Source organism: Paraburkholderia sp. RL18-085-BIA-A (assembly GCF_046027075.1).
GTDB lineage: Bacteria > Pseudomonadota > Gammaproteobacteria > Burkholderiales > Burkholderiaceae > Paraburkholderia.
This window is the reverse complement of sequence record NZ_JARESU010000002.1, coordinates 194,083-218,066: the sequence shown is the minus strand read 5'-3', so window position 1 is coordinate 218,066 and position 23,984 is coordinate 194,083. Positions and strand designations below refer to the sequence as shown.

Below are 23,984 nucleotides of genomic sequence, written 5' to 3'. Positions count from 1 at the left end.
GCCAACGAACAGCGGCGCGCTGCTTACTTGGTCTGAACCTGCTGGTGCGGCGCGGCCCCGCTTTGCGCGACCGGCGGCACCGCGGACGCGGCCGGCAACGGCGCGGGCGCGGCGACATCGCCTGTTTCGCGATTCATCTGCGACGCGTCCCAGCCGCCACCCAGCGCCTTCACGAGTCCCACCGACGACACCATCCTCTGTCCCGCGATGGTCTCGAGCTTCTGTTCAGCGATGAACGCCGTGGTCTGTGCGGTCAGAACGTTGACGAAGCCGACCGTCCCCGCCTTGTACTCGTTCGTGACGATGGCGAGCGCCTGACGAGCCGAATCAACCGCTTGCCGTTGTACGACGATTTCCTGTTCGAGAATGCGCAGCGACGCGAGGTTGTCCTCGACGTCCTGGAATGCGGCCAGCACCGTCTGACGATAGGTGGCGACATCCGCGTCGTAGGTGGCGCGGGCCGCGTCAGTCTGCGCCTTGCGCAGTCCGGCGTCGAACAGCGTGGCCGTGAGTTGCGGGCCGAGCGTCCAGAAGCGCGACGGCGCGGTCAGCAATTGCGAGAACACCGAATTTTGGAAGCCGCCGGTGGCCGACAGCGTCAGCGTCGGGAAGAACGCGGCGATCGCCACGCCGATCTGCTCGTTCGCCGCAGCGGCCTTGCGTTCCGCCGACGCGATGTCCGGACGCCGTTCGAGCAGCGCGGACGGCATCTGCGCGGGCACGGCAGGCGGCGTGGCGGTGAGCGGAATCGGCGGAAGCGAAAAGACCGAGGCCGGCACGCCGATCAGCACCGCGATCGCGTGCTCGTCCTGGGCGCGCTGAATGCCGTTGTCGATCGCGGCCGCCTGCGCCGATTGCAATTGCGTTTGCGCCTGAATCACATCCGAGCGCGCCGCGACACCCGCCGCGTACTGGTTTTGCGTGAGTTGCAGCGAGCGCTGATACGCCTCCACGGTGTCGTCAAGCAGGTTCTGGATGGAGTCGAGCGCGCGTAGCGTGAAGTAGGTTTGCGCCAGCGTGGCCTGGGCGGACAGCCGCGCGTTCGCGAGATCGGCGGCCGCGCCCTGCTGGCCTGCTTTCTGTGCGTTGACCGTGCGGGTGACCGAACCCCACAGGTCGGGTTCCCAGCTTGCGTCGAGCTGGACGTTATAGCTGTTGCCGACGCCAGAGCGGCTGGTGGCGGTAGTGTTGCCGCTCGAGGACGTGCCGTTGCCGAAGCGCGTCGCGCCCGCCGCTGCGCCGATGGTCGGGAAATACGCCGCACGCGCCTCGCCGACCAGCGCGCGCGCCTGCCGGTAAGTGGCGGCGAACTGGGCGATGGTCTGATTCGCGGCGTTCAGCTTGTCTTCGAGCGCGTTGAGCTGCGGGTCTTCGTAAATGGTCCACCAGTCGCCGCGATCGTGCTGATCGGCCGGTTCGGCGACTTTCCAGCCGGGGGCGGCTTCCTTGAATGACGCGGGGATCTCGGTGGCGGGCCGCTTGTAGTCAGGGCCGACGGCGCAACCGGCCAGCAGCACGGCGAGGGCCGCCGTTACCGCAATGGTCAGGGCGCGCGGCGCAAGCGGCCGCGCGCGCGAGATTCGATCAGACTGCATGCAATGAATTCCTTCTGGGCGCCGCGGCGCGGCCGATGGCGTCAGCGTCGGCCGGGCGAGATCTTGGTCTGCCGGAATGTTAGCGTATGAGCCCGCTTGAGCGCGGGAAACTGAAAGGGTAATGCGGGGATGGGCGCAGGTGTGTTACTTAGGGTGTCGCGATGGTTACGTGCTGTTACCGGCCGGTGCGCCGAGGCGCGAATCCGTTAAACCCGCGATTCCGTCGAGGTGGTTTTGCGGGCGGTTTTTCCGGCCGCCGCACGGCACGCTGCGCCGCGGCGCGCCTGGCATGCGCCTGCGGGAGCCGCAGGATTGGCGGCTCCCGCCGCGGCACTGTCCGCCGACATAGGCGCGGCAACCCGTTCCACGGCCACCGCCTTACCGCCTTTGCCGCTCCGCCGATGCTCAACCCACGCCAGAATCGCGACGCCCACCGATCCCCCGGGCAACACGAACAACCCGGCGAACAATGCCAGCTTCCACCAGCGGTGCCGGCCCTGAAAGCGATTCAACGCGGAATCGGTCAAGGAGCGGCCCAGGCCGCCAAGCGTGTTTTTGAGGTACAGCATCGGGGAATCCTTGGTTCCACGGCGCGGTCGCGACGTGCGGGCAAGCGGTCAGAACATGGTCTCGGGTAGCGCGGGTAGCGCGTAACTCGTTGCCTGAAATAATATTGACTATGCAATTAAATTTCAAGATACTTCGCCGTGCTAGCAACGGCGGTGTTGTTTTTCCACCCTTCACATCACGCGATTTGACTTCACTGCTTAGGCAGCTAAACTGCGGTCTGCCTGCCGATGTTCTGGAAACACAATGACTGATGGTCCCTACCGGGCGGACGAGGCTCAACTCATGTCGAGTCTCGGCTATTACCTGACGAAAGCGCGGAACGTGCTCGTGGAGCGGACGGATCGCGCGGTCAAACCGCTGGGGCTGACCGCGCAACAGATCGGCGTGATTCTGATGCTGTCGTCGCGGCGCGCGAGCACGCCGTTCGAGCTGTCGCGCGCGATGTCGTACGACAGCGGATCGATGACGCGTCTGCTCGACCGCCTTGAAAAGAAAGGCTTTGTGGTGCGCACGCGCAGCGACGCCGACCGCCGGATGGTGAAACTTGAGTTGACGGCGCAAGGCCACGAAGCCGCGCGGCAATTGCCCGCTTTGGGCGCAGCGGTGCTGAACGAGCAACTGCGCGGTTTCTCCACCGAAGAGCATGCAACGCTGATCGAGCTGCTTGGCCGGTTCATTGCGAACGGTTTGGGCGACGGAGCCGGTGCCACTTGCGGAGGCGTGCCGCAAGCTGAATCCGCGCAACACTTTTCAGAAAAGTTGTCGCCCAAACGGGACGACGAGTAATCCAGAGGCGCTATTCAAAAGCGCCATCGCGTAAGAATATCTGTCTGGGCAGAGGGTGATCGGGCATATAAGCGCGCGCCACGAAGGGCGCGATAAAGCTGCCGTGACAAGCTTTCCCGGCTGAGGAGAAGAATATATGGACGCCACGGCTTCCGCCGCTGCCCTGCCCGCCGCCGAACCCGCTCCGCTCAAAGGCGGTGCGCTGGCATTGCTCACCGTCGGCCTCGCGCTCGGCACTTTCATGGAAGTGCTCGACACCTCGATTGCGAACGTCGCGGTGCCGACCATTTCCGGCAGCCTTGGCGTCGCAACTAGCCAGGGCACCTGGGTCATCTCGTCGTATTCGGTGGCTTCGGCGATCGCCGTGCCGCTGACGGGCTGGCTCGCGCGACGCGTCGGCGAAGTGCGACTTTTCACGCTGTCCGTGCTGCTCTTCACGCTTGCGTCGGCGCTGTGCGGCTTCGCGCACAACTTCGAGTCGCTGATCGCTTTCCGGCTCGTGCAGGGGCTCGTGTCCGGACCGATGGTGCCGCTCTCGCAGACCATCCTGATGCGCTCGTATCCAATGGAGAAGCGCGGGCTCGCGCTGGGCCTCTGGGCGATGACCGTGATTTGCGCGCCGATTTTCGGACCCGTGATGGGCGGCTATATCACCGATAACTTCACGTGGCCGTGGATCTTCTACATCAACGTGCCGATCGGGCTGTTCTCGGCGGTGTGCGCGTATCTGCTGCTGCGCGGCCGCGAGACCAAAACCACTCAGCAACGCATCGATGCCGTCGGCCTCGCGTTGCTCGTGATCGGCGTGTCGTGTCTGCAGATGATGCTCGACCTCGGCAAGGATCGCGACTGGTTCAACTCGACCTTCATCGTGTCGCTGGCGGTGATCGCGGTGGTGTCGATCGCGTTCCTGCTGGTTTGGGAGATGATGGAGAAGGAGCCGGTCGTCGATCTTTCGCTGTTCAAGGACCGCAACTTCGCGCTCGGCGTGCTGATCATTTCGTTCGGCTTCATGGCCTTCTTCGGGTCGGTGGTGATCTTCCCGTTGTGGCTGGAAACCGTGATGGGCTACACCGCCGGACTGGCCGGTCTGGCAACCGCGCCGGTCGGGCTGCTCGCGCTGTTTTTGTCGCCGATGATCGGCAAGAACATGCACCGGCTGAACCTGCGCATAGTGGCGAGCTTCGCGTTCATCGTGTTCGCGTTCGTGTCGTTCTGGAACTCGACGTTTACGCTCGACGTGCCGTTCAATCACGTGATCTGGCCACGCCTCGTGCAAGGGATCGGCGTGGCCTGCTTCTTCGTGCCGATGACGACCATCACGCTGTCCAGCGTGCCGGACGAACGGCTCGCCAGCGCATCCGGTTTGTCCAACTTCTTCCGCACCTTGTCGGGGGCAATCGGCACGGCGATCAGCACGACCTTCTGGGAGAACGACACGATCTACCATCACGCGATGCTCGCCGATTCGGTGAATGTATATTCGGCGGATACAAATGCCTATACCAATGCGCTGGCGGGCGTTGGGCTTTCCGGCGACGGCGTTACCGCGCAGTTGAACCAGGTGGTGACCGCTCAGGCTTATATGATGGCTACCAACGACTTCTTCCGCATTTCCTGCGCGGCGTTTCTCGTGCTCGCCGTCCTGGTCTGGATCACCAAGCCGCGCAAGGGCGCCGGGCCTTCGTTAGGCCATTGAGTTTTATCTCGATGCTTCGAAAAGAGACGCGCCGGCGTGCTTCGTTTGCATTGCCGCACGCGTCTGAGCTTTGCACTACTGCGTCATTGCTTCGCCATTCGTGGCCGGGATGGATTGTCCTTGTGTAGCATCGGGATGCATTGCGGTGGGCGCGGGCTGCGAGGAATTCACACCACTTTGCGGCGCGCTCGCCGCATTACCTCGCACGTATTGCTTGAAGTCAGCGCCCGCCTCCCAGGGATTCGGTTTGCAGCCCATCGATCCGTCGCAATGCGCGGCAAAGCCGATGGTTGCAGTGCCGTCCGGGTTCGCGGTGCGCGTGATCTGGTACGCCAACGCGCGCTTGCCGCCATCCGGGCCGGCGGTCTGAATCAGCGAGTCGGTCGCGGATTCGATCTTGTAGGTGGAGTGGCTTGCCACCCACGTTTGCGCGCGTTGCCACCAGACATCGCATTCCGCTTTGTTCGAACACGTCAACGGCTTTGTCGCGATCTGCATGACGTCCGGATCGACCTGCCCTTGCGTCGAACATCCCGCCGCCGCTACGAAACCCAAACACAGCGCGGCCAACAGACCTTTGTTTGTCACGTTGATACCTCCTTGCCTGGAGCGTGTCATATCAGTTGGACCGCTGCGCTGATGTGGTGTTTCATCTGCATCAAAGAATCGTCGGAACGGGCGGAGAATTTGCCGATCCTGTTCGCAGTTGCACAGCGCGCGACGTAGACGTTACCTGCAGATAAGAAAAAAGCGGCCATGAAGGCCGCTCTTTCGTCACATCGGCGCGCTCGCCGTTCAGACGCTAAAGCGATTCAATGTGTACGCGCGATAAGCGGCGACGAACGCGTCGAACGAACCGACTTCTTCGCGTTCGAGTTTGGCCTGCTCGGCCAGCGACTGTGTGGCGAGTTCGGTGAACGCTTGAGCTTGCGCTGCGTCGAGCGGACGCGAACGGAAATACGCGGCGTGCGCTTCGCTTTGCTCGAGACCAAACGCGAGGAAGCTCTGCTGCTTGTCGCGCATGGTCCGCAGCACACGCGCCGACGGCGTCAGCGACACGTCCGCGAGCTTCGCGCGTTGGACTGCAACGGCGCGCGCGTGTTCATCGCCGCCCCGCAACGCGTCGAGGGCGGCCGCCGCCGCGTCGATCTTGCTCATCAGTTCGCCGGCCCAATCCATCATCGCAACCGGGCTGCCTTCGCGCGACAGTTCGAGGCCGGGCTTGCGGCCTTCCATCGTCACGCGACCGAAGTTCCGATTGGCCTCGGCATACGCGTCAGGCGGTAACGGCGCGCTGTCGTCGAGTGCGCAGACCAGCAGGTACGCATCGAGAAAACGCGACGTTTCCAGCGAAATGCCACTCGGCTCGAACGGGTCGATATCCATGCAGCGCACTTCGACGTATTGCACGCCGCGCGCGGCGAGCGCGTGCAGCGGACGCTCGCCCGGATGCGTGACGCGTTTCGGACGAATCGTCGAGTAAAACTCGTTTTCGATCTGCAGCACGTTGGTGTTGATCTGCACCCACTCGCCGTCGCGTTGCGTGCCGATCTGCTCGTAGGCCGGATACGGCTGGCTCACCGCCTTCGCGAGGGCGTCGAGATAGCCTGGCAACGTGTCGTAGTCGGCATGCAGCGCGGCTTGCGCGGTGGTGTTCGAATAGCCGAGGTCGCTCATGCGCAGGCTGGTCGCATACGGACGGTACAGCGTGTCGGCGTCGAATGTTTCGAGCTTGTGTTTGCGATCGCGGAGAAAACGGCGATCCAGCGCCGGCGACGCGCCGAACAGATACATCAGCAACCAGTTGGTGCGGCGAAAATTGCGGATCAGCGCAAGGTAGCGGTCGGACTGGAAGTCGACGGCATTTGCGGTGGATTGCTCATCGGCATGCAAAAGCCGCCACACTTCTTCGTTCAGCGAATAGTTGTAGTGGATGCCCGCGATGCACTGCATCGTGCGGCCGTAGCGCAGCGCGAGGCCGATGCGGTACACGTACTTCAGCTTGCCGATGTTCGATGTGCCGTAATGCGCGATCGGAATGCCGTCGTCGGTGTCGGGCAGCAGGCCGGGCATGGAGTTGTTCCACAGGATCTCGTCGCCGAGTTCCGCGTAGACAAAACGATGCAGCGTGTCGAGTTTCTCGAGCGTGTTCGCGACATCATGCTCGGCCGGGGTGATCAGTTCGAGCAGCGCTTCGGAATAGTCGGTGGTCAGCGACGAATGCGTGAGCGCCGAACCGAGCGCGCGCGGATGGGGCGTCAAGGCGAGCTTGCCGTCGTGCGTGACGCGCAGGCTTTCCCTTTCGATGCCGCGCAGACCGCGTGTCAGCGCGTCGCGCTGCGGGCCTGAGGTCAGCACGGACAGGCGGTGCAGGAACGCGTCGGTCGTGCGCAGGGGTGTCGTGTTTGGCATTGATGCGAGTCGGGCGTTGTCGGCCGCCATGTGCCGCTTCACTGCTCGAGGGCAGCACTGCGCGGTGGACGACGTTCGGCGGAATTTTCAGTAGCGGGCACTTTAACATCTCGCCACAACGGCTGCTTGAGGCCGCTTCGGCGGGCTATGCGAGCCGGCGATCCCGCCCGTTTTGAGGATGAATCCGCGGGCCGCGCGGATCATCGTCGCTGGTCCCGTACGCGGTTCGCGCGCTTTGCGATGGCGGTTGCCGCGCTACGCTCGACTTCAGCCGCCGCGCGCGGCACCCGCGCGGTCCGCCACCTCGTTCCACAGATGCATGGCCGCATAGGCGCGCCACGGCCGCCATGTGTCGGTGCGCGCGCGTTGCTGCGTGGGCCGTGTGAGCGACGGGTCGCGCGAGCAGATCGACTGCATCAGCACGAGATCCCAGGCGGGCCACGCATCGGCGTCGCGCCACGCGCGCATTGCGACATACTCGACGGTCCACGGACCGATGCCGGGCAGCGCGAGCAACGCGGCGCGCAGGCTGGTTGCGTCCACGACATTACTGTCGAGCGGCACGTCGCCGCAGGCCACCGCATGCGCGAACCCTTGCAGCGCCGCTACGCGTTTCCCCGGCATGCCGATCTGCGCGAGATCGACCGCCGCCAACGCGGCGGGGGTCGGAAAGCGCCACGCGGTGTTCTCATGCGGATGCCCGTCGATGCGCTCGCCGGCGCGCTGCACCAGCCGTCCGATGATGGTAGTCGCCGCCTTCACGCTGACTTGCTGGCCGACGATCGCGCGCACCACCAGCTCGAAGCCCGACCACGCGCCCGGCACACGCAGACCGGGGACGGTTTCGACGAGCGGCGCGAGCCACGGGTCTGCGGCGAGCTCGGCGCCGATCTTCTTCGGATCGGCATGCAGGTCGAACATTTTCGCGATCGGCACGGCAAGCGCGTCCGCGTGACGGCTCACCGGCCCCTCGATGCTCGCGACAATGCAGCGTTTGCGCGGGTGCAGGCGCACGCTCAGCGTGCCGCTGTCGCCGGCCCAGTCGATCGCGCGGCGATAAGCGCCGTCTTCCACCGCTTCGACGCCGGGGGTCGCGCGCCCACCGAAAAATCGCAAGAGGCGCGGCCAGTCGAAAGGGGGTTTGAACGGCAGTTCGAGGGTTGCGACGTCGTCTTCAAGCGTGCTCACGCGGCGTGGTCCAGTTTGGTGGCGGCGGTATCGGCTCGGTCATTGTCCGCGAAGGCCGGCGTTTTGCGGTTGGGTTGGTCGAGCTTACGGCCGGCATGCTGCGCTTCGTTATCGAGCAGCGCGGCCTTGCGCGGCAAACCCCAGCGATAGCCCGCCAGCGCCCCGCCCTTCTGCACCACGCGATGGCAAGGAATCGCCAGCGCCACCGGATTCGTCGCACATGCGGTCGCGACCGCGCGCACCGCGCGGGGCGAGCCCACCGCTTCGGCGATCTGCGAATAGCTGCGCGTTTCGCCGTAGGGAATGCGCCGCAACGCGTCCCACACGCGCTGCCGGAACGCCGTCGCGGCGATGTCCAGAGGCAGATCGAAGTCCTGACGGGTGCCGCGCAGATAGGCGTCGATCTGCGCGACGAACGGAGCAAGCTGTTGGGCATCTTCCAACAGTTCGGCATTGGCAAACTCGCCACGCAGTTCGTCGATCAGCAAGGCGTCGTCGTCGCCGAAACCGATCTTGCAGATGCCTTTGTCCGTGGCCGCGACCAGCACGAACCCCAGCGAAGTCGGCGCGCTCGCATAGCGCACCGTCAGGCCGGCGCCCTTGCGGCGATACGCGGACGGCGCCATGCCCAACTCGGCCGGTGCGCTGTCGTACATGCGCGACGGCGAGCCGAAGCCCGCATCGAGCGTGGCGCGCGTGACGTCCACGCCGTTCTGCAGCGCGTCGCGCAAGGCGGCACCCCGCTGCGCAGCCTGATACTGGCGCGGCGACACGCCCACCACGCGCTTGAACAGGCGCTGAAGGTGAAACGGGCTGACGTGCACAGCGTCGCTCAATTGCGCGAGCGTGAGACGCTGCTGCGGATCGGCGTCCAGCGCGGCGCACGCGCGCCTGACGATCTCCAGTTCGCGCGGCAGGCCGCCCGGCTGGCATCGCTTGCAATCGCGAAAGCCCGCGGCGCGCGCGGCGTCGGCGTCGGTAAAGAACGCGACGTTCTCGCGACGTGGCTGGCGCGACGCGCATGACGGGCGGCAGAACACGCCGGTCGTCTTGACCGCGTAGAAGAATGCGCCGTCGGCGCGCTGCTCGCGGCGCGTGACGGCGGCCCAGCGTTCGTCGTCGGAAGTCCAGCCGGCGGTGTCGGGGATGGTGCCGATGTCGGTATTACCGGTAGTGGGTTTCATGATGGTCCCGGATAGGCAGGCAGTGTCGATGCTCACCAATGTAGGCCGTATGCCCATACCCTACGCCCCGGTTCTTGCTCTGTCATTGCGCTTATTCGTAGGTTGAAACGGCCGCCAGGCGGTCGTTTTGCCTCAAATTGCGACATTTTGGCCCGATATCGGGTTTTCCCTTAAAAAGTTATTGCGTCGCATCAACCCGATGTGTATATTAGTACCTGTCTCCTCCATGTCTCCTCCTGATATGGATTCAGCCCGCTCCACATAGAGCGGGCTTTTTTTCGCCTGTACATTTCTCACTCCCTGCTGGGCTAGCCTGCCTGATCCGGCCCTCACGGCTGCTTTCGCGATCGCATTCACGCCCGCACTCGCGGCGCCGCCCTTTCTCCTACACTGGCTAATCATCCGTGCTGCGAGGCGGCCAAGGAACGTTCGACATGAAAATTCACATTCGCGAGATCGATCACGTCGTTATCCGGGCAATGAACGTCGAGGCCATGGCGCGTTTTTATTGCGACGTGCTTGGATGCAGCCTCGAAAAGGAGCAGCGCGATCTGGGCCTGACGCAACTACGCGCGGGGCGCTCGTTGATCGACCTGCTGCAGGTCGGCGCGAAACTCGACCACGCCGAAAACGGCATGCCGGGCGCGGGCCGGAATATGGATCACGTGTGTTTGCGCGTCGAACCGTTCGACGCCGAGGCGCTCAAGGCACACCTCGCCGGACACGGCGCGCGGCTGGGCGAACAGGCATTGCGCTACGGTGCGGACGGCTTTGGGCCGTCGCTGTATCTGTTCGACCCGGAAGGGAATATGGTCGAACTCAAGGGGCCGCCGGAGGCGGCGCGGGTCACGTCGCTGTAGGCGAAAGACCCCTCAGGCGTTAGCAGGCGCTTTCAGCACCGTCCACTCGATCTTCACCGCATCGGCCTCGGCGCTGCCGAGCCAGGCTTCACCATCCTGCACCGTGCATTGCAGACGCATCGTGCGTTCGGCAAGCGAGCCGAGCGCCGCCGCGACGTCTTCACCCAGCGTCCACACCGTCACGTTGCGCATGCGTTCCACCTTGTTGCGCACGCCTTGCCACCAGATATCCGACGTGCGGCCGCCATAGGCAATCACGATCACCTCGTTGGAGCGGCCGCTCGCCTTGGCGATGCGCCGTTCGTCCGGCTGGCCGACCTCGATCCAGGTTTCGATCGCGCCGGTGAGATCCTTCTGCCACAAATCCGGTTCGTCCACGTCCGACAAACCTTTGCAGAACTCGAGGCGTTCCTGCGCGAACAGCGCGAAGGCCGCGACGCGAACCATCATCCGTTCGTCGGTTTCCGAGGGATGGCGGGCGATCGTCAGCGAGTGGTCGGCGTAATAGTGCCGGTCCATGTTGGCGATCTGCAGTTCCGCCTTGTAAATCGTCGATTTCAGAGCCATGCCGTTACTAAACCAGGCGCTCGCTCCACCGGAGCGAACAGAAAAAGTATCGTCGACGGCGCGTTGCCGTCTTCCGTGTTTGTTGTACATCGCGTTTCTCCCGCGCCGTCAGCCGGCGGCCATGCCAGCGGGAGAAGCATTTATCGCGCCACGGCCGGCTCGAACGCCGTGCCGTACACCTCTGCGGCGGCTTCCCTCAAGGCATCCAGCACCACGGCGGCCCCCGGCGAAAGCAGATGCGACTGGCGCGTGATGATACCGAATGTATCCATCCTGCACGGCAAATCTATCGGCACGCGCTTCAATACACCGTACTGTTGGTACTGACGCGCCACTTCGTCGGGCAAAACGGCCAACATGTCGCTTTGGAGCAGCAGGCTCGAAATTGCCAGAAAATTGTTCGTATTGACCACGTTTTGCGGCGGATTCAGCCCGATTTGCGAGAACATCAAATCGAAGCGATGGCGCAGCACGCTGCCGGGCGGATGCAAAACCCAGCTCGCGTTGACGATTCCGCGCAGTGTCAAACCTGTCTCATTTTCAAGCGGATGACCGGGGCGAGCCACCACGCAAAGCGGCTCGTCGGCGAGCGGTTCGTAGCGGATTTCGGTCTTGAACTGGTTCTGCCGTTCCAGCACCCGCCCGATCATGATGTCGAGTTCGCCTTCGGCAAGCCGTGGCAGCATCACGTCCGAGGTTTCCACCTCCGCCCAGATCTGCAACTGCGGATAGCGCTCCTTCACGCTGGCGATCGCGCGCGGCACCATCGTCGCGGCGGCCGCGGCGATCACGCCGATGCGCACCTGACCCGCGAGGCCAGAGCGCAACGCCGAGATTTCGTCGTGCGCGTGGCTCAGATTCGACAACACCATGCGCGCGTGCCGGATCATCACCTCTCCGTACAGCGTGGCATGCATGCCATGCGGCGTGCGGTCGAACAGGCTGACTTCCAGCATGTCCTCCAATTCCTTGAGCAGACGCGAGGCGGCGGGCTGGGTCATGCCGAGCACGTCGGCGGCCCGGCGCACGTTGCCCTCCTCCTCCATCGCCGCAAGCAGCAGCAACTGGCGCGTCTTGAGCCGCGCGCGGACGAACCAGTTCGAGTAGCTACGCGTCATCGGTTGTCTCCCAGCTTTATTTTTTCGGTGAACGGCCTCGGGCCGCCTTTGCCCGGCGGTTTGGCCGGGTCAGGGTCTCCATGATGCCATACCGAAACTGATATCGGGATGGCTTAAAAAGGGATTGGAAAGTTATTGGGGCCGCTCATACCATTCGTGGACTTTCCAGGACTCCCACGTGACGCCCATCCGTCGATGAACCGCGATCCGCTCGTTCCGCTCGTTGCCAGCCCGTTTCGCCATTACATCAATGGCGGATGGGAGACGGGCGCGACCGCAGGCGTGTCGTTCAACCCGTCGGACCTGGACGAACCGGTCGGCGAATATGTGCGGGCGGACGTGCGGCAGACCGATACGGCGATCGAAGCGGCGCATGCGGCGTTTCGCGACTGGTCGCTGGCGTCGGCGCAGCGCCGCGCGGATGCACTCGATGCGATCGGCACCGAGATGCTCGCGCGCCGCGACGAACTCGGTCGGCTGCTTGCGCGCGAAGTCGGCAAGACCTTGCCCGAAGCGCTAGCCGAAGCGACGCGCGCCGGCCAGATTTTCAAGCTGTGCGCCGCCGAGGCGTTGCGCGCGTTTGTCGAGCCGCTGGCGTCGGCGCGCGCCGGCGTCGAAATCGACGTGACGCGCGAGCCGCTCGGCGTGATCGGCATCATCGCGCCGTGGAGCGCACCGCTGGCGATCGCCGCCGCGAAGATCGGCGCCGCGCTCGCCCACGGCAATTGCGTCGTCTTCAAGCCGGCCGAATCGACGCCGGCTTGCGCGGCGGCGCTGGCTTCGATCATCAGCCGCGCCGGCCTGCCCGCGGGCGTGTTCAATCTCGTGATGGGCAGCGGCCGGCAGGTCGGCGCGCGGATCGTCGCGCATCCGCTGGTGGCGGCGATCAGCTTCACTGGCGCGACGGAAACCGGCACGCGCGTATTGCAGGCCGCCGCCGCCCGCCAGGCGCGCGTGCAACTGGAGATGGGCGGCAAGAATCCGCTCGTGGTGCTGGCCGACGCCGATCTCGACAACGCGGTCGACGCGGCGTTGAACGGCGCGTATGGCTCGGCCGGGCAACGCTGTACGGCGGCGGCCCGTCTGATCGTCGAGCGCGCGGTGTTCGAGCCGTTCGTGGACACGTTGCGCGCGAAGCTCGCCAAGCTCTCGGTCGATCACGCGTTGAAGCGCGGCACGGATATCGGGCCGGTGGCGAACGCCGCGCAACTGGAGCGCAACCTCGACTACGTGCGCATCGGACAACAGGAAGGCGCGCACCTGCTGCGCGGCGGCCAGCCGCTGGAGCGTGCAACGCGGGGCTACTTTTTCGAACCGGCGCTGTTCATCGGCGAACCCGAGCACCGCATTGCGCGCGAGGAAATCTTCGGCCCGCTCGCCGTCGTGCTGCGCGCCGACGACTACGACCACGCGCTGCATCTCGCGAACGACACGACCTATGGCCTGTGCGCCGGCATCTGCACGCGCTCGCTCGAACGGGCGCGGCATTTCCGCCGCCACATTCAGAGCGGGCTCGTCACGATCAATTTGCCCACCACCGCCGTCGAGCACCACGCGCCCGGCGGCGGCCGCAAGGCGTCCGCCTATGGCGCGACCGACGCAGCCTTCTGGACGGCCGTGAAAACGGCCTACGTGGCGGGCTGATCGCGATGACCGTCACGCATTACTCCGCACTCCGCGCCGCATATCGCGCAGCAGCAGTTCGATGCACCTCGCATCCCACGCCTCATTCGCGCCCCGGCTGACCCCGCCGCGCATAGCCCTGCTGCAAACCAACGAAATCAATGCAGCTTTTCAACCTCAGGAGACAGGCATGACCAGCAAGCTTCGCCGTTTGACCCTCACCGCGATGGCCGCCGCCGCCCTCGCTGCGCCGTTCGCCGTGCAGCTTTCCGCGCACGCGGATCAGCAGCTCAAAGTCGGCTTCCTCGTGAAGATGCCGGAACAGGCGTGGTTCATCAATGAACAGAAAGCCGCTACCGCGCTCGGTCAGAAGGACGGCTTTTCGGTCGTGAACATCGGCACGCCGGACGGTGAAAAAGTGCTGGCCGCAATCGATAACCTCGGCGCGCAAGGCGCCAAGGGCTTCGTGATCTGCGCGCCCGACGTGCGTCTCGGACCGGCGATTCAGGCGCGCGCGAAGCGCTACAACATGAAGTTCGTCACCGTCGACGATCAACTGGTGGATTCCACCGGCAAGCCGCTGCCGAACGTGCCGCATCTGGGCATGTCCGCGGTCAAGATCGGCAACCAGGTCGGCCAGGCGATCACCGACGAAATGAAGCGGCGCGGCTGGAAACCTGAAGAAGTCGGCGCGCTGCGCATCACGAACTACGAACTGCCGACCGCGAAACTACGCACCGACGGCGCGACGCAATCGCTGCTGGCGGGCGGCTTCAAGAAGGAAAACATCTTCGACGCCCCGCAAAAGACAACCGATGACGAAGGCGGCTTCAACGCATCATCGCCGGTGCTCGCGCAGCATCCGAACATCAAGAAGTGGGTGATCTTCGCGCTCAACGAGGAAAGCGTGCTGGGCGGCGTGCGCGCGACCGAACAGCTGCATATTCCGGCGGCGGACGTGATCGGCGTCGGCATCAACGATGCCGGCGAAGCCTTCGCCGAATTCCAGAAGAAGGAACCGACCGGCTTCTTCGGCACGATCGCCGTGAGCTCGACCAACCACGGCAAGGAAAGCACGGAGAACCTCATCGAGTGGATCAAGGACGGCAAGCAGCCGCCCGCCGATACGCAGACCACCGGCAAGCTGATGGTGCGCAGCAACTGGCAGGACGTGCGAAAAGAACTCGGCATTTAAGCCGGGTTCGAGTCCGCCGGTTCTGGCGGGCCGCCTCGCGCTCACGCGAGACCGGCCCGCGCTGTTGTGAGCACAGTTGTCCACCCGTTCGAGGTTTTTTCGATGACGTCCTTACCCACCGAGTCCCACAGCGACGCAGCGGCGCTGTCGGCGCAGGCGCCCTCGCCCTTGCCCGCTTCTGACGCCACGTCGTATCTGCAACTCGACGGCATCACCGTGCGTTTTCCCGGCGTGCTCGCGCTCGACCAGGTGTCGCTTGAGGTGCGGCGCGGCGAAGTGCATGGCCTGATGGGCGAAAACGGCGCCGGCAAATCGACGCTGCTGAAGGTGCTGTCCGGCGTGAATCAGCCGGCGGCGGGCACTCTTTCGCTCGATGGGGTCGTGCAGCAGTTCGCCACGACCAAAGCGGCCATCGCGGCGGGCGTCGCAATCATCTATCAGGAACTGCATCTGGTGCCGGAACTGACCGTTGCGGAAAACCTGATGCTCGGTGCGCTACCTAATCGTTTCGGTGTACTGGACGAAAAGGCGCTGGTCGCGCGTGCGGTGCGTGAGCTGGAACGGCTCGGCGAGAAGATCGATCCGTCGCAGCAGGTGAAGAATCTGTCGATCGGCCAGCGGCAGATGATCGAGATCGGCAAGGCGCTGATGCGCGACGCGCGCGTGATCGCGTTCGACGAACCCACCAGTTCGCTGTCGTCGCGCGAGACCACGCAACTGTTTCGGATCATCCGCGCGTTGAAAGCCGAAGGCCGCGCGATCATCTACGTCACGCACCGGATGGACGAAGTGTATGAGCTGTGCGATCGCGTCACGGTGTTTCGCGACGGCCGCCGCATCGACACGTTCGAAGCGGGCGACGGACTCGATCGCGACCGGCTGATCAGCTGCATGGTGGGCCGATCGATCGCGGACGTGTACGGCTACCGCTCGCGCGAACTCGGCGACGTGCAACTCGACGTCAATGGTCTGATGGGACCGGGCTTGCGCGAGCCGGCTTCGTTCGCGGCGCGCAAAGGCGAGATCGTCGGCTTCTTCGGACTGGTCGGCGCGGGCCGTTCCGAACTGATGAAGCTGATCTACGGCGCGGTCAAACCGGCCGCCGGCGAGATCACGCTCAAAGGCAAGCGGGTGCGCTTCGCCACGCCGCGCGATGCCGTGCGCGCAGGTGTCGCGCTATGTCCGGAGGATCGCAAGCAGGAAGGCATCGTGTCGATCGCCTCGGTATCGGACAACCTCAACATCAGTTGCCGCCGCCATTTCAGCCGCTTCCACGTACTCAACGGCCGCAAGGAAGCGCAGACCGCCAGGGAGTTCATCGGCAAGCTCGCGATCAAGACGCGCAACGGTGACACGCCGATCGGCACGCTGTCCGGCGGAAATCAGCAAAAGGTGATCCTGTCGCGCTGGCTCGCGGAAGACATCGACGTGTTCCTGATGGACGAGCCCACGCGCGGCATCGATGTCGGCGCGCGCAGCGAGATTTACGGGCTGCTGTACGGGCTCGCCGATGCGGGCCGCACGGTGATCGTCGTGTCCAGCGATCTGGCCGAAGTGATCGGCGTCACGGATCGCGTGATCGTGATGAAGGAAGGCCGCATCGTCGGCGATCTGCCCAAGACGCAGGCCACCCCAGATGCGTTGATCAAGCTCGCGCTGCCGCGCTGACGCCGCCCCGCTCGCCCGACTCGATCCAAGCAAGCAAAACGAAAGCACGACAACGAAAGCACGCAACTGAATCGCGCCATTGAAACGGAAACACACATCATGAACACACCTTCAACCGACTCCACGGCCCCAGCCGTCGCCTCAGCCGGCCTGAGCGCGCGCGTCGCGCGCACCTGGGATTTGATCAACAAGTCCGGCATCGTGATGGTGTTCGTCATCCTGTTCGCGGTCCTGTCGTTCACCGTCCCTGACTTTCTCAGCTCGCGCAATATCCAGGGCTTGCTGCTTTCCGTCACGCTGATCGGCTCGATCTCAGTGACGATGATGTTCGTCCTCGCGCTCGGTGAAGTGGATCTGTCGGTGGCGTCGATCGTCGCGTTCGCCGGCGTGGTGGCGTCCACCTTGATCACCGCGACGCATAGCGTGCTGTTCGGCGTCGCGGCCGGCGTGCTCGCGGGTGGCGCGGTCGGTCTCGTGAACGGCGTGCTGGTCGCGCGCTACAAGATCAACTCGCTGATCGTGACGCTCGCGATGATGGAAGTCGTACGCGGCCTCGCGTACATCACGTCGAACGGCGACGCGGTGATGATCTCCGAAGAGCGTTTCTTCGACCTCGGTGGCGGCTCGTTCCTCGGCATTTCGTTTCCGATCTGGAGCAACATCGTCGGCTTCCTGCTGTTCGGCTTCCTGCTGAAGAAAACTGTGTTCGGCAAGAACGTGCTGGCCGTCGGCGGCAATGGCGAGGCGGCCTTGCTGGCAGGCTTGCCTGTCACGCGGATCAAGATCACAGTGTTCGTGTTGCAAGGACTCGTGACCGGCTTCGCGGGCGTGATGCTGGCCTCGCGTATGAGTCTCGGCGACCCGAAGACGTCGGTCGGGCTGGAACTCGGCGTGATCTCGGCGTGCGTGCTCGGCGGCGTTTCGCTGACGGGCGGTGTCGCGACGATTTCGGGTGTGCTGGTCGGCGTGCTGATCATGGGCTCGGTGCAGGACGCGATGAGCCTGCTTAACGTGCCGACGTTCTACCAGTACCTGATTCGCGGCGGCATTCTGCTGCTGGCGGTGCTGTTCGACCAGTTCCGCCGCAGCAAGCGCGTGCACTGACGCGAGTCCGGCTTGCAGGGCGTGTCCATAGGGAGATGTCATGGCCGATTCGAACCAGACCAGAAAGCCGTTGCGCAGTCAGGCGTGGTTCGGCCTGAAGGACCGCGACGGCTTCATCCATCGGTCGTGGATGAAAAACCAGGGCATCCCCCACGATGAATTCGACGGACGCCCGGTGATCGGCATCTGCAATACGTGGTCCGAACTGACGCCGTGCAATGCGCATTTCCGCGAGCTGGCGGAATACGTGAAGAAAGGCGTGCATGAGGCGGGTGGCTTGCCGCTCGAGTTTCCGGTGATGTCGCTTGGCGAGACCAACTTGCGGCCTACCGCGATGCTGTTTCGCAACCTCGCGTCGATGGATGTCGAGGAGTCGATTCGCGGCAATCCGATGGACGGCGTGATCCTGCTGGTCGGCTGCGACAAGACCACGCCGGCGCTATTGATGGGGGCGGCGTCGTGCAATCTGCCGTCGCTGGCGGTGTCGGGCGGGCCGATGCTCAACGGCCGGTTTCGCGGCAAGCAGATCGGCTCGGGCACGGGCGTGTGGCAGATGTCGGAGGAAGTGCGCGCCGGTTCGATGACGCAGGAGGAATTCACCGAAGCCGAGTCATGCATGAACCGCTCGCGCGGCCACTGCATGACGATGGGCACCGCGTCGACGATGGCGTCGATGGTCGAATCGCTCGGCGTGGGTCTGCCGCACAACGCGGCGATTCCCGCGGTCGATGCGCGTCGCCAGGTGCTCGCGCATCTCGCGGGCCGGCGTATCGTGGAAATGGTCCGCGAGGATCTGACGATGGACAAGATCCTCACGCGGCAAGCGTTTGAAAACGCGATCCGCACGAATGCGGCAATCGGCGGCTCGACCAATGCGGTCGTGCATCTGATCGCGCTGGCCAAACGCATCGGCGTGCCGTTGTCGCTGGAGGACTGGGAGCTAGGGTCGAACGTGCCGTGTCTCGTGAATTTGCAACCGTCGGGTGAATATCTGATGGAAGACTTTTACTACGCGGGTGGTGTGCCGGCGGTGTTGAAGCAGCTCGGCGAGCAGGGGTTGCTGCATCGCGATGCACTGACCGTGAACGGCAAGACGATCTGGGACAACGTGCGCAACGCGCCGAATCACGACGAGAAGGTCATCACGACGTTCGCCGAGCCGTTCAAGCCGGAGGCGGGCATTGCGGTGCTCAAGGGCAACCTTGCGCCGAACGGCGCGGTGATCAAGCCGTCCGCGGCCACGGCGGCGCTGCTCAGGCATCGCGGTCGGGCGGTGGTGTTCGAGAATATCGAGGAACTGCACGCGAAGATCGACGACGAGTCGCTCGATATCGACGAGCACTGCGTGATGGTGCTCAAGGGCGCGGGGCCGAAGGGGTATCCGGGCTTTGCGGAGGTCGGCAACATGCCGCTGCCGAAAAAGGTGCTGCAAAAGGGCATAACGGACATGGTGCGGATTTCCGACGGCCGCATGAGCGGCACGGCCTACGGCGCGGTGGTGCTGCACGTGTCGCCCGAAGCGGCGGCGGGCGGTCCGCTCGCGTTCGTGCAGACCGGCGACATGATCGAACTGGACGTTGCGGCACGCCGCCTGCATCTGGACGTGAGCGACGACGAACTCGCGCGCCGGCGTGCCGCATGGCAGGCGCCCGATCTGCCTGAACGCGGCTATTACAGGCTTTACGTCGAACACGTGCTGCAAGCGGATCAGGGTGCGGATCTCGACTTTCTGGTCGGATCGAGCGGCGCGCCGGTGCCGCGCGATTCGCATTGAGCGACACGTGATCGTGGTAGTGCTGGTTCCTGTTGATTGTTTTTGTTGGTTGTTCCTGCGCTTTGCGAGAAGGCGTACTGCCGATGCGGACTGATAATCCGCATCGGCTTTTTTCTTTTGCCCCTATGGGGAATGCCGCCAGCTGCGGACAAAATAAAGCGGCTCGGGCATTCAATGCCCAAGCCGCTTTATTTAACTCGCAAGTTCAACACCGCCGGCTTTTAATCGCCAGAGGATGCATATGTACGAAATCGCATTCCGGCGCTTTGCCGGAATGCAAGCGTTCAGTTTATTGCTTGATAAACCGGTCGTTCGCCCAGAGGCCTTGCGTATCGCTATTGCCGGAATTCACGAATTCGACATCGTGGCCGACCACGCGCACGACCCGGAAATCCGAGTTCTGCGGTGTCGAAACGCATTGATATCCTGAGAAGAATTCCTGCATTTTTTGCTGTTCACCGGCTTGCGCATGGTGGTCGGCGGCGTCGAGTTTGTCTTTCGACAGACAGCCATACGCATTGGCCTTGAACTGGATGGTTTGCTGCGGCTTGATCACGACGTCTTGCGCCTGAACAGTCGCGGCAGCCAAACTCGCAATGGCGAAAACAAGGGCGAAACGTGCTTTCATATTGACCTCCGGTGCGGGGCGGATACTCAGGTTAGCTATGTATTTAACTTTAACGTTGAACCCGCAACTAACACTTTAGGAGAACGCGAAAGAACGACAAGCACATCTTGTGTGCAGTCGCAACAGCGGCGAATTGTCGCACCGGCGACGAGCGGTGCTTAAACCTTAGGCAGCGTCTGAAACGAACGGCATTGAAGCGAATAAATAAAAGCTACGTATCGCGCGGCGCTTTAACCAGTAAAGCTTTGCGGTACATATTGGCGTAAACGCGCAGGATCAATTAAGCGAGTTAATACAAATAAAATAGACACTTTGTGCATTGCACACAAAGTCATTCAAGCTGGTTGATCAGAAATACGAAGTAACGGGGCAGATGCAGGACTTAAATAGTGCCAGGTGAGCGAGGCAACCCAGCGGCGCGTCCCGTGCAGGCGCCCTCGCACGGGATCGCGAGCTCAATCGAACCGCTTATCGGACCCGAAAAACTCCGACTGGAACACGCACATGCGCAACGCATTGTGATACTGGCCGTTGCCGAAAAATTCCTCGATCAGCTCGGCTTCGTGCCTGAAGCCGCATTTCTCGTAGATGTGGATGGCTGCGGTATTCGATTTGTCGACGATCAGATAGATCTTGCGCATGTTCAGCACCGAGAACGCGTAGTCGATAGCGAGCCATGTCGCGACGGTGGCATAGCCGCGCCCCTGTGCTTGCGGCGCGATGATGATCTGGAACTCGCCGCGCCGGTGGATGTAGTCCAACTCGATCAGTTCGACGACACCGACGGTTTGGCCGGTGTTGTCGATCGCGACGAAGCGCCGTTCGCGGAGATCGTGCACGTGCTGATCGTAGAGCTGGGTCAGTTCGGAGAAGGTTTCGTATGGCTCTTCGAACCAGTCTGCTGCGTTCGATCGTCATTGGAATCCCCTCGAAAGCCGATGGTTTGAGTGCGCGGGTCTGCGGCAGGTGCGCAGGCGTGCTTCTGTTAGTCAGGGCGCGGTGAGTGGAGTTCTTGCAACGTCGCGCGGTTTCAGCGCGCGTTATTGCAAACAGCGTTCGAAACACAAGCAGAGCGGAGAGCGGCGCGGGCAGGGCGTCGCGCGGTGCGAGTGATTTTAAAAACGCCGCGGCGCTGAATGGGCACGTGCGGTGCTCTACAATGAATTCATGCTCCCGCGATCGGAGGCCACTGTGATCGAGCACTTGATATTGGGCGCTTTTCTAGTCATTCCGCTGCTCATCGTCGCGTTTCTTTTTTCGGACGAATTGTGGCAGGAACACCGCCATTTGCACGACATGCGCCCCGTGCCTTCGAGACATCGACGTATTGACTGGCGGCATCCGCTGCGTCGCGAGCGGCACCGTCTTTGACGCGCGCGGGGTTCGCTGAATACTTGCGCGGTTCCCGCGTGAACCGCCAAGAAAAAAGCCTGCCGTTTCGGCAGGCTAAAAAAGAGATCCACACTCAATGCCTTGAAGGCTACAAGGCAATCACAGTCTAGCCGCGCCGCAAACGCCGCTGGTTTCAAAGCCTTTTACACATGTTACGGCGTATGACCAAGACCGGCTTCCGCCGTCAGTCGGCGCGCCAGTGCGCGCGAATGCGCTTGGCAACTGCTTCGAGCGTGTCCGCGTCGGCGACGTCGCGCGCATGCATCTTCAGCGCCTGGCCTTCCCAGCGCGGGATCACGTGAAAATGGACGTGCGGCACGGTCTGTCCGGCCGCCGCGCCGTTGAATTGTCCGATGAAAACGCCGTCGGGGCGCAACGCGGCGCGCACAGCGATCGCGAGCTTCTGGGTCATGCGCATGCTCGCCACCAGCGACGCTTCCGACAACTCGAATATCTCGGCCACCGCCTCTTTCGGCACGACCAGCAGATGACCGTCGGCTTGCGGCATCAGGTCCATGAAGGCGAGTGCCGCATCGCTTTCGGCCACTTTGATGCAGGGCAATTCGCCGCGCAGGATCCGTGCGAAGGGATTGTTGGCGTCGTAGGTCATCGCGTTTCCTTTGCTGGTTGCAGGGTTCATGTTGGGTGGGGCGCTTTCGCCGGTATTGTCCACGACATCTGTTACAGCGCGCGTGCCGCGCGCTTGATTGTTTGCGGTGGCTGTCCGTAGGCGCGCAGAAAAGCGCGCCGCATCCGCTCGGTGTCGATGAAGCCGGTCTCGGCCGCAACCGCTTCCATCGAATGGCGGCCCGCTTCCAGCATGGAACGTGCGGCTTCGACGCGCAACGCCTCGATCGCCTTGGCCGGCGATTGACGGGTCTCGTCGCGAAACGCGCGGCTGAACTGGCGCGGACTCAGATGCGCGATGTCGGCCAGTTGTTCGACTGTCAACGGCTCACGCAGATGGCTTTTCGCATACGACAGCGCGTTCTGGATGCGGTCGGATTTCGGTTCGAGGTCCAGCATGGCTGAAAATTGCGACTGCCCGCCGGCGCGCCGGTGATACACCACGAGTTTCTTCGCGATCGCGCGCGAGACGTCCACGCCGAGATCGCTCTCGACGAGCGCCAGACACAGGTCGATGCACGCCGTCATGCCGGCCGACGTCCAGACCGCGCCGTCGACGATGAAGATGCGGTCGTCGTCGATCCGCGCGCCGGGGAAACGTCGTTGCAGGTCACGCGCATGCGCCCAGTGGGTGGTCGCGTGACGGCCGTCGAGAATCCCGGCCTCAGCCAGCACGAAGGCGCCGGTGCAGATGCTCGCGGTGCGGCGCGAGGCGGTGAGCGCATCGTTCAGAAACGCCAGCAGGCCCGGCGATGACGGCGCGATCTGCATCGCGCCCGTGACGATCACCGTGTCATACGCCGGTTCGCCGAACGGTCGCGTGGCGATCTCGACACCGGCCGAACTGCGCACCATCCCGCCATGCTCGGAGATCACCTCAACCTCGTACTCGGGCTGATCGGCCTCCAGATTCGCCAGTTCGAATATGGAGACCGCGACCATATCGAGGATCTGGAAGCCGGGAAAAACCACCACGCCGACATGCCTCATGATGATGTCCTAAAACGAGGTAAATACGACATTTGAGACAAAAGACTACGCGCCTAGACTTGCTTCGTCAACACCGCGATGCCGAACGGAAAAGAGGCGGCAGTGGTGGCTCATAGTTTTTCCATTCATCGGACAGGGCATCGGCACGATGCGCCGAACCCGCAAGGAGAGCTTCAAATGGCAACGCAAGCAAGCAAAGGGACAGCATTGGTGACGGGCGCGTCGTCGGGTATCGGCGCGGTTTACGCGGACCGCCTCGCGCGGCGCGGCTATGACCTGATTCTGGTCGCGCGCGACGTGCAGCGTCTGAATGGCCTGGCCGAGCGGCTGACGCGGGAAACCGGGCGCCATGTCGAATCCGTGGCAGCCGACCTGACCGTCAAGGGCGACGTGCGCCGGATCGAAGAGCGGCTGCGCGCGGATCGCGCGATCACGATGCTGGTCAACAACGCGGGCGTCGGCGCAACGGCCCCGCTGATCGATTCGGACGTCGACGAGCTGGAGAAGATGATCGACCTGAACGTGACCGCGCTCACGCGCCTGACGGCGGCGGCCGTCCCCGGATTTGTCGAACGGGGGCAGGGCGCCGTGATCAATATTTCGTCGATCGTGGCGCTGTCGCCCGAACTGCTGAACGGCACGTACAGCGGCACCAAGGCGTATGTGCTGAACTTGACGCAGTCGCTGCATCACGAAGTGGGCGGCAAGGGCGTACGCTTGCAGGCCGTGCTGCCGGGCGCCACCAGCACGGCATTCTGGGATCGCGCGGGGCTGGCGGTCGAGCATCTGCCCGCGCAGATCGTGATGACCGCCGAAGACATGGTGGATGCGGCGCTCGTCGGTTTCGACCAGGGCGAACTGGTGACGATCCCTTCGTTGCCGGATGCGGCCGACTGGGAGCGGCTGAACAGCGCTCGCCAGCATCTGCAGCCGAATCTGTCGCACAAGCTGCCGGCTGCGCGTTATGCACGCGCCAAGGCCGCCTGAAGGCGAGCGAACGCGCG

21 protein-coding genes and 1 pseudogene are annotated in these 23,984 nt (G+C 63.6%); 10 read left to right on the top strand and 12 right to left on the bottom strand.

Going from position 1 to position 23,984, the window contains the following annotated elements:
- Positions 1-23 precede the first annotated feature (23 nt).
- Together P0D89_RS02380 and P0D89_RS02375 are read right to left on the bottom strand one after the other, a co-directional pair.
- Complete coding sequence (locus tag P0D89_RS02380) at positions 24-1,595, bottom strand: efflux transporter outer membrane subunit (RefSeq protein WP_408359850.1); 1,572 nt, start codon at positions 1,593-1,595, stop codon at positions 24-26.
- A gap of 206 nt (positions 1,596-1,801) precedes the next feature.
- Positions 1,802-2,164, bottom strand: a complete 363-nt coding sequence (locus tag P0D89_RS02375) for a hypothetical protein (RefSeq protein ID WP_408359852.1) — start codon at positions 2,162-2,164, stop codon at positions 1,802-1,804.
- Positions 2,165-2,408: 244 nt separating this feature from the next.
- On the opposite strand from P0D89_RS02375, the gene P0D89_RS02370 reads away from it, so the two are divergent.
- Together P0D89_RS02370 and P0D89_RS02365 are read left to right on the top strand one after the other, a co-directional pair.
- On the top strand, positions 2,409-2,951 hold the full coding sequence (locus P0D89_RS02370) for a MarR family winged helix-turn-helix transcriptional regulator (protein WP_408359854.1): 543 nt from the start codon (positions 2,409-2,411) through the stop codon (positions 2,949-2,951).
- Positions 2,952-3,087: 136 nt separating this feature from the next.
- The gene (locus tag P0D89_RS02365; protein WP_408376068.1) at positions 3,088-4,650 is read left to right on the top strand and encodes a DHA2 family efflux MFS transporter permease subunit; all 1,563 of its coding nucleotides are present in this window, start codon (positions 3,088-3,090) and stop codon (positions 4,648-4,650) included.
- Between the two features lie 75 nt (positions 4,651-4,725).
- Here P0D89_RS02365 and P0D89_RS02360 read toward each other — a convergent pair whose 3' ends face one another.
- From P0D89_RS02360 to ada, 4 genes are all read right to left on the bottom strand, one after another.
- Positions 4,726-5,238 carry a hypothetical protein gene (locus P0D89_RS02360; RefSeq protein WP_408362184.1) on the bottom strand — a complete coding sequence of 171 codons (513 nt, stop codon included), beginning with the start codon at positions 5,236-5,238 and terminating at the stop codon, positions 4,726-4,728.
- Between the two features lie 207 nt (positions 5,239-5,445).
- The gene (gshA, locus tag P0D89_RS02355; protein ID WP_408362185.1) at positions 5,446-7,062 is read right to left on the bottom strand and encodes a glutamate--cysteine ligase; all 1,617 of its coding nucleotides are present in this window, start codon (positions 7,060-7,062) and stop codon (positions 5,446-5,448) included.
- A gap of 267 nt (positions 7,063-7,329) precedes the next feature.
- On the bottom strand, positions 7,330-8,250 hold the full coding sequence (locus P0D89_RS02350) for a DNA-3-methyladenine glycosylase family protein (protein ID WP_408362186.1): 921 nt from the start codon (positions 8,248-8,250) through the stop codon (positions 7,330-7,332).
- Positions 8,247-9,434, bottom strand: coding sequence for a bifunctional DNA-binding transcriptional regulator/O6-methylguanine-DNA methyltransferase Ada (gene ada, locus P0D89_RS02345; protein WP_408362187.1), 1,188 nt, complete (start codon positions 9,432-9,434; stop codon positions 8,247-8,249). Before ada ends, P0D89_RS02350 begins: the two co-directional genes overlap by 4 nt.
- Positions 9,435-9,868: 434 nt before the next feature.
- Between ada and P0D89_RS02340 the strand changes: the two genes are divergently transcribed.
- Positions 9,869-10,294 (top strand): VOC family protein, encoded by a 426-nt coding sequence (locus tag P0D89_RS02340; protein WP_408362188.1) that lies wholly within the window; start codon positions 9,869-9,871, stop codon positions 10,292-10,294.
- Positions 10,295-10,306: 12 nt separating this feature from the next.
- Here P0D89_RS02340 and P0D89_RS02335 read toward each other — a convergent pair whose 3' ends face one another.
- Positions 10,307-10,861: a YaeQ family protein gene (locus tag P0D89_RS02335; RefSeq protein ID WP_408362241.1), complete on the bottom strand. Its 555-nt coding sequence runs from the start codon at positions 10,859-10,861 to the stop codon at positions 10,307-10,309.
- A gap of 140 nt (positions 10,862-11,001) precedes the next feature.
- Positions 11,002-11,979 carry a LysR family transcriptional regulator gene (locus tag P0D89_RS02330; RefSeq protein ID WP_408362189.1) on the bottom strand — a complete coding sequence of 326 codons (978 nt, stop codon included), beginning with the start codon at positions 11,977-11,979 and terminating at the stop codon, positions 11,002-11,004.
- Positions 11,980-12,174: 195 nt separating this feature from the next.
- On the opposite strand from P0D89_RS02330, the gene P0D89_RS02325 reads away from it, so the two are divergent.
- From P0D89_RS02325 to P0D89_RS02305, 5 genes are all read left to right on the top strand, one after another.
- Positions 12,175-13,623, top strand: a complete 1,449-nt coding sequence (locus P0D89_RS02325) for an aldehyde dehydrogenase family protein (protein ID WP_408362190.1) — start codon at positions 12,175-12,177, stop codon at positions 13,621-13,623.
- Between the two features lie 169 nt (positions 13,624-13,792).
- A complete protein-coding gene (locus tag P0D89_RS02320) occupies positions 13,793-14,797 on the top strand; it encodes an arabinose ABC transporter substrate-binding protein (RefSeq protein ID WP_408362191.1) in 1,005 nt (334 codons plus the stop codon).
- A gap of 102 nt (positions 14,798-14,899) precedes the next feature.
- Complete coding sequence (gene araG / locus P0D89_RS02315; protein WP_408362192.1) at positions 14,900-16,465, top strand: L-arabinose ABC transporter ATP-binding protein AraG; 1,566 nt, start codon at positions 14,900-14,902, stop codon at positions 16,463-16,465.
- Between the two features lie 99 nt (positions 16,466-16,564).
- The gene (gene araH / locus P0D89_RS02310; RefSeq protein ID WP_408362193.1) at positions 16,565-17,569 is read left to right on the top strand and encodes an L-arabinose ABC transporter permease AraH; all 1,005 of its coding nucleotides are present in this window, start codon (positions 16,565-16,567) and stop codon (positions 17,567-17,569) included.
- Between the two features lie 40 nt (positions 17,570-17,609).
- The gene (locus P0D89_RS02305) at positions 17,610-19,343 is read left to right on the top strand and encodes an IlvD/Edd family dehydratase (RefSeq protein WP_408362194.1); all 1,734 of its coding nucleotides are present in this window, start codon (positions 17,610-17,612) and stop codon (positions 19,341-19,343) included.
- Between the two features lie 289 nt (positions 19,344-19,632).
- Here P0D89_RS02305 and sap1 read toward each other — a convergent pair whose 3' ends face one another.
- Positions 19,633-19,971: a surface attachment protein Sap1 gene (gene sap1, locus P0D89_RS02300; protein WP_408362195.1), complete on the bottom strand. Its 339-nt coding sequence runs from the start codon at positions 19,969-19,971 to the stop codon at positions 19,633-19,635.
- A 455-nt stretch (positions 19,972-20,426) separates the two neighbouring features.
- Positions 20,427-20,867 (bottom strand): annotated as a pseudogene (locus P0D89_RS02295) (GNAT family N-acetyltransferase); the annotation flags it as partial.
- 295 nt (positions 20,868-21,162) lie between these two features.
- On the opposite strand from P0D89_RS02295, the gene P0D89_RS02290 reads away from it, so the two are divergent.
- Positions 21,163-21,342 (top strand): hypothetical protein, encoded by a 180-nt coding sequence (locus P0D89_RS02290; protein ID WP_408362196.1) that lies wholly within the window; start codon positions 21,163-21,165, stop codon positions 21,340-21,342.
- Positions 21,343-21,547: 205 nt separating this feature from the next.
- On the opposite strand, the gene P0D89_RS02285 is transcribed toward P0D89_RS02290, so the two are convergent.
- The gene (locus P0D89_RS02285; protein ID WP_408362197.1) at positions 21,548-21,973 is read right to left on the bottom strand and encodes an HIT family protein; all 426 of its coding nucleotides are present in this window, start codon (positions 21,971-21,973) and stop codon (positions 21,548-21,550) included.
- A gap of 71 nt (positions 21,974-22,044) precedes the next feature.
- Positions 22,045-22,980, bottom strand: coding sequence for a GlxA family transcriptional regulator (locus tag P0D89_RS02280; protein WP_408362198.1), 936 nt, complete (start codon positions 22,978-22,980; stop codon positions 22,045-22,047).
- A 177-nt stretch (positions 22,981-23,157) separates the two neighbouring features.
- Here P0D89_RS02280 and P0D89_RS02275 point away from each other — a divergent pair, with 177 nt between their 5' ends.
- Positions 23,158-23,967, top strand: coding sequence for an SDR family NAD(P)-dependent oxidoreductase (locus P0D89_RS02275; RefSeq protein ID WP_408362199.1), 810 nt, complete (start codon positions 23,158-23,160; stop codon positions 23,965-23,967).
- Positions 23,968-23,984 lie beyond the last annotated feature (17 nt).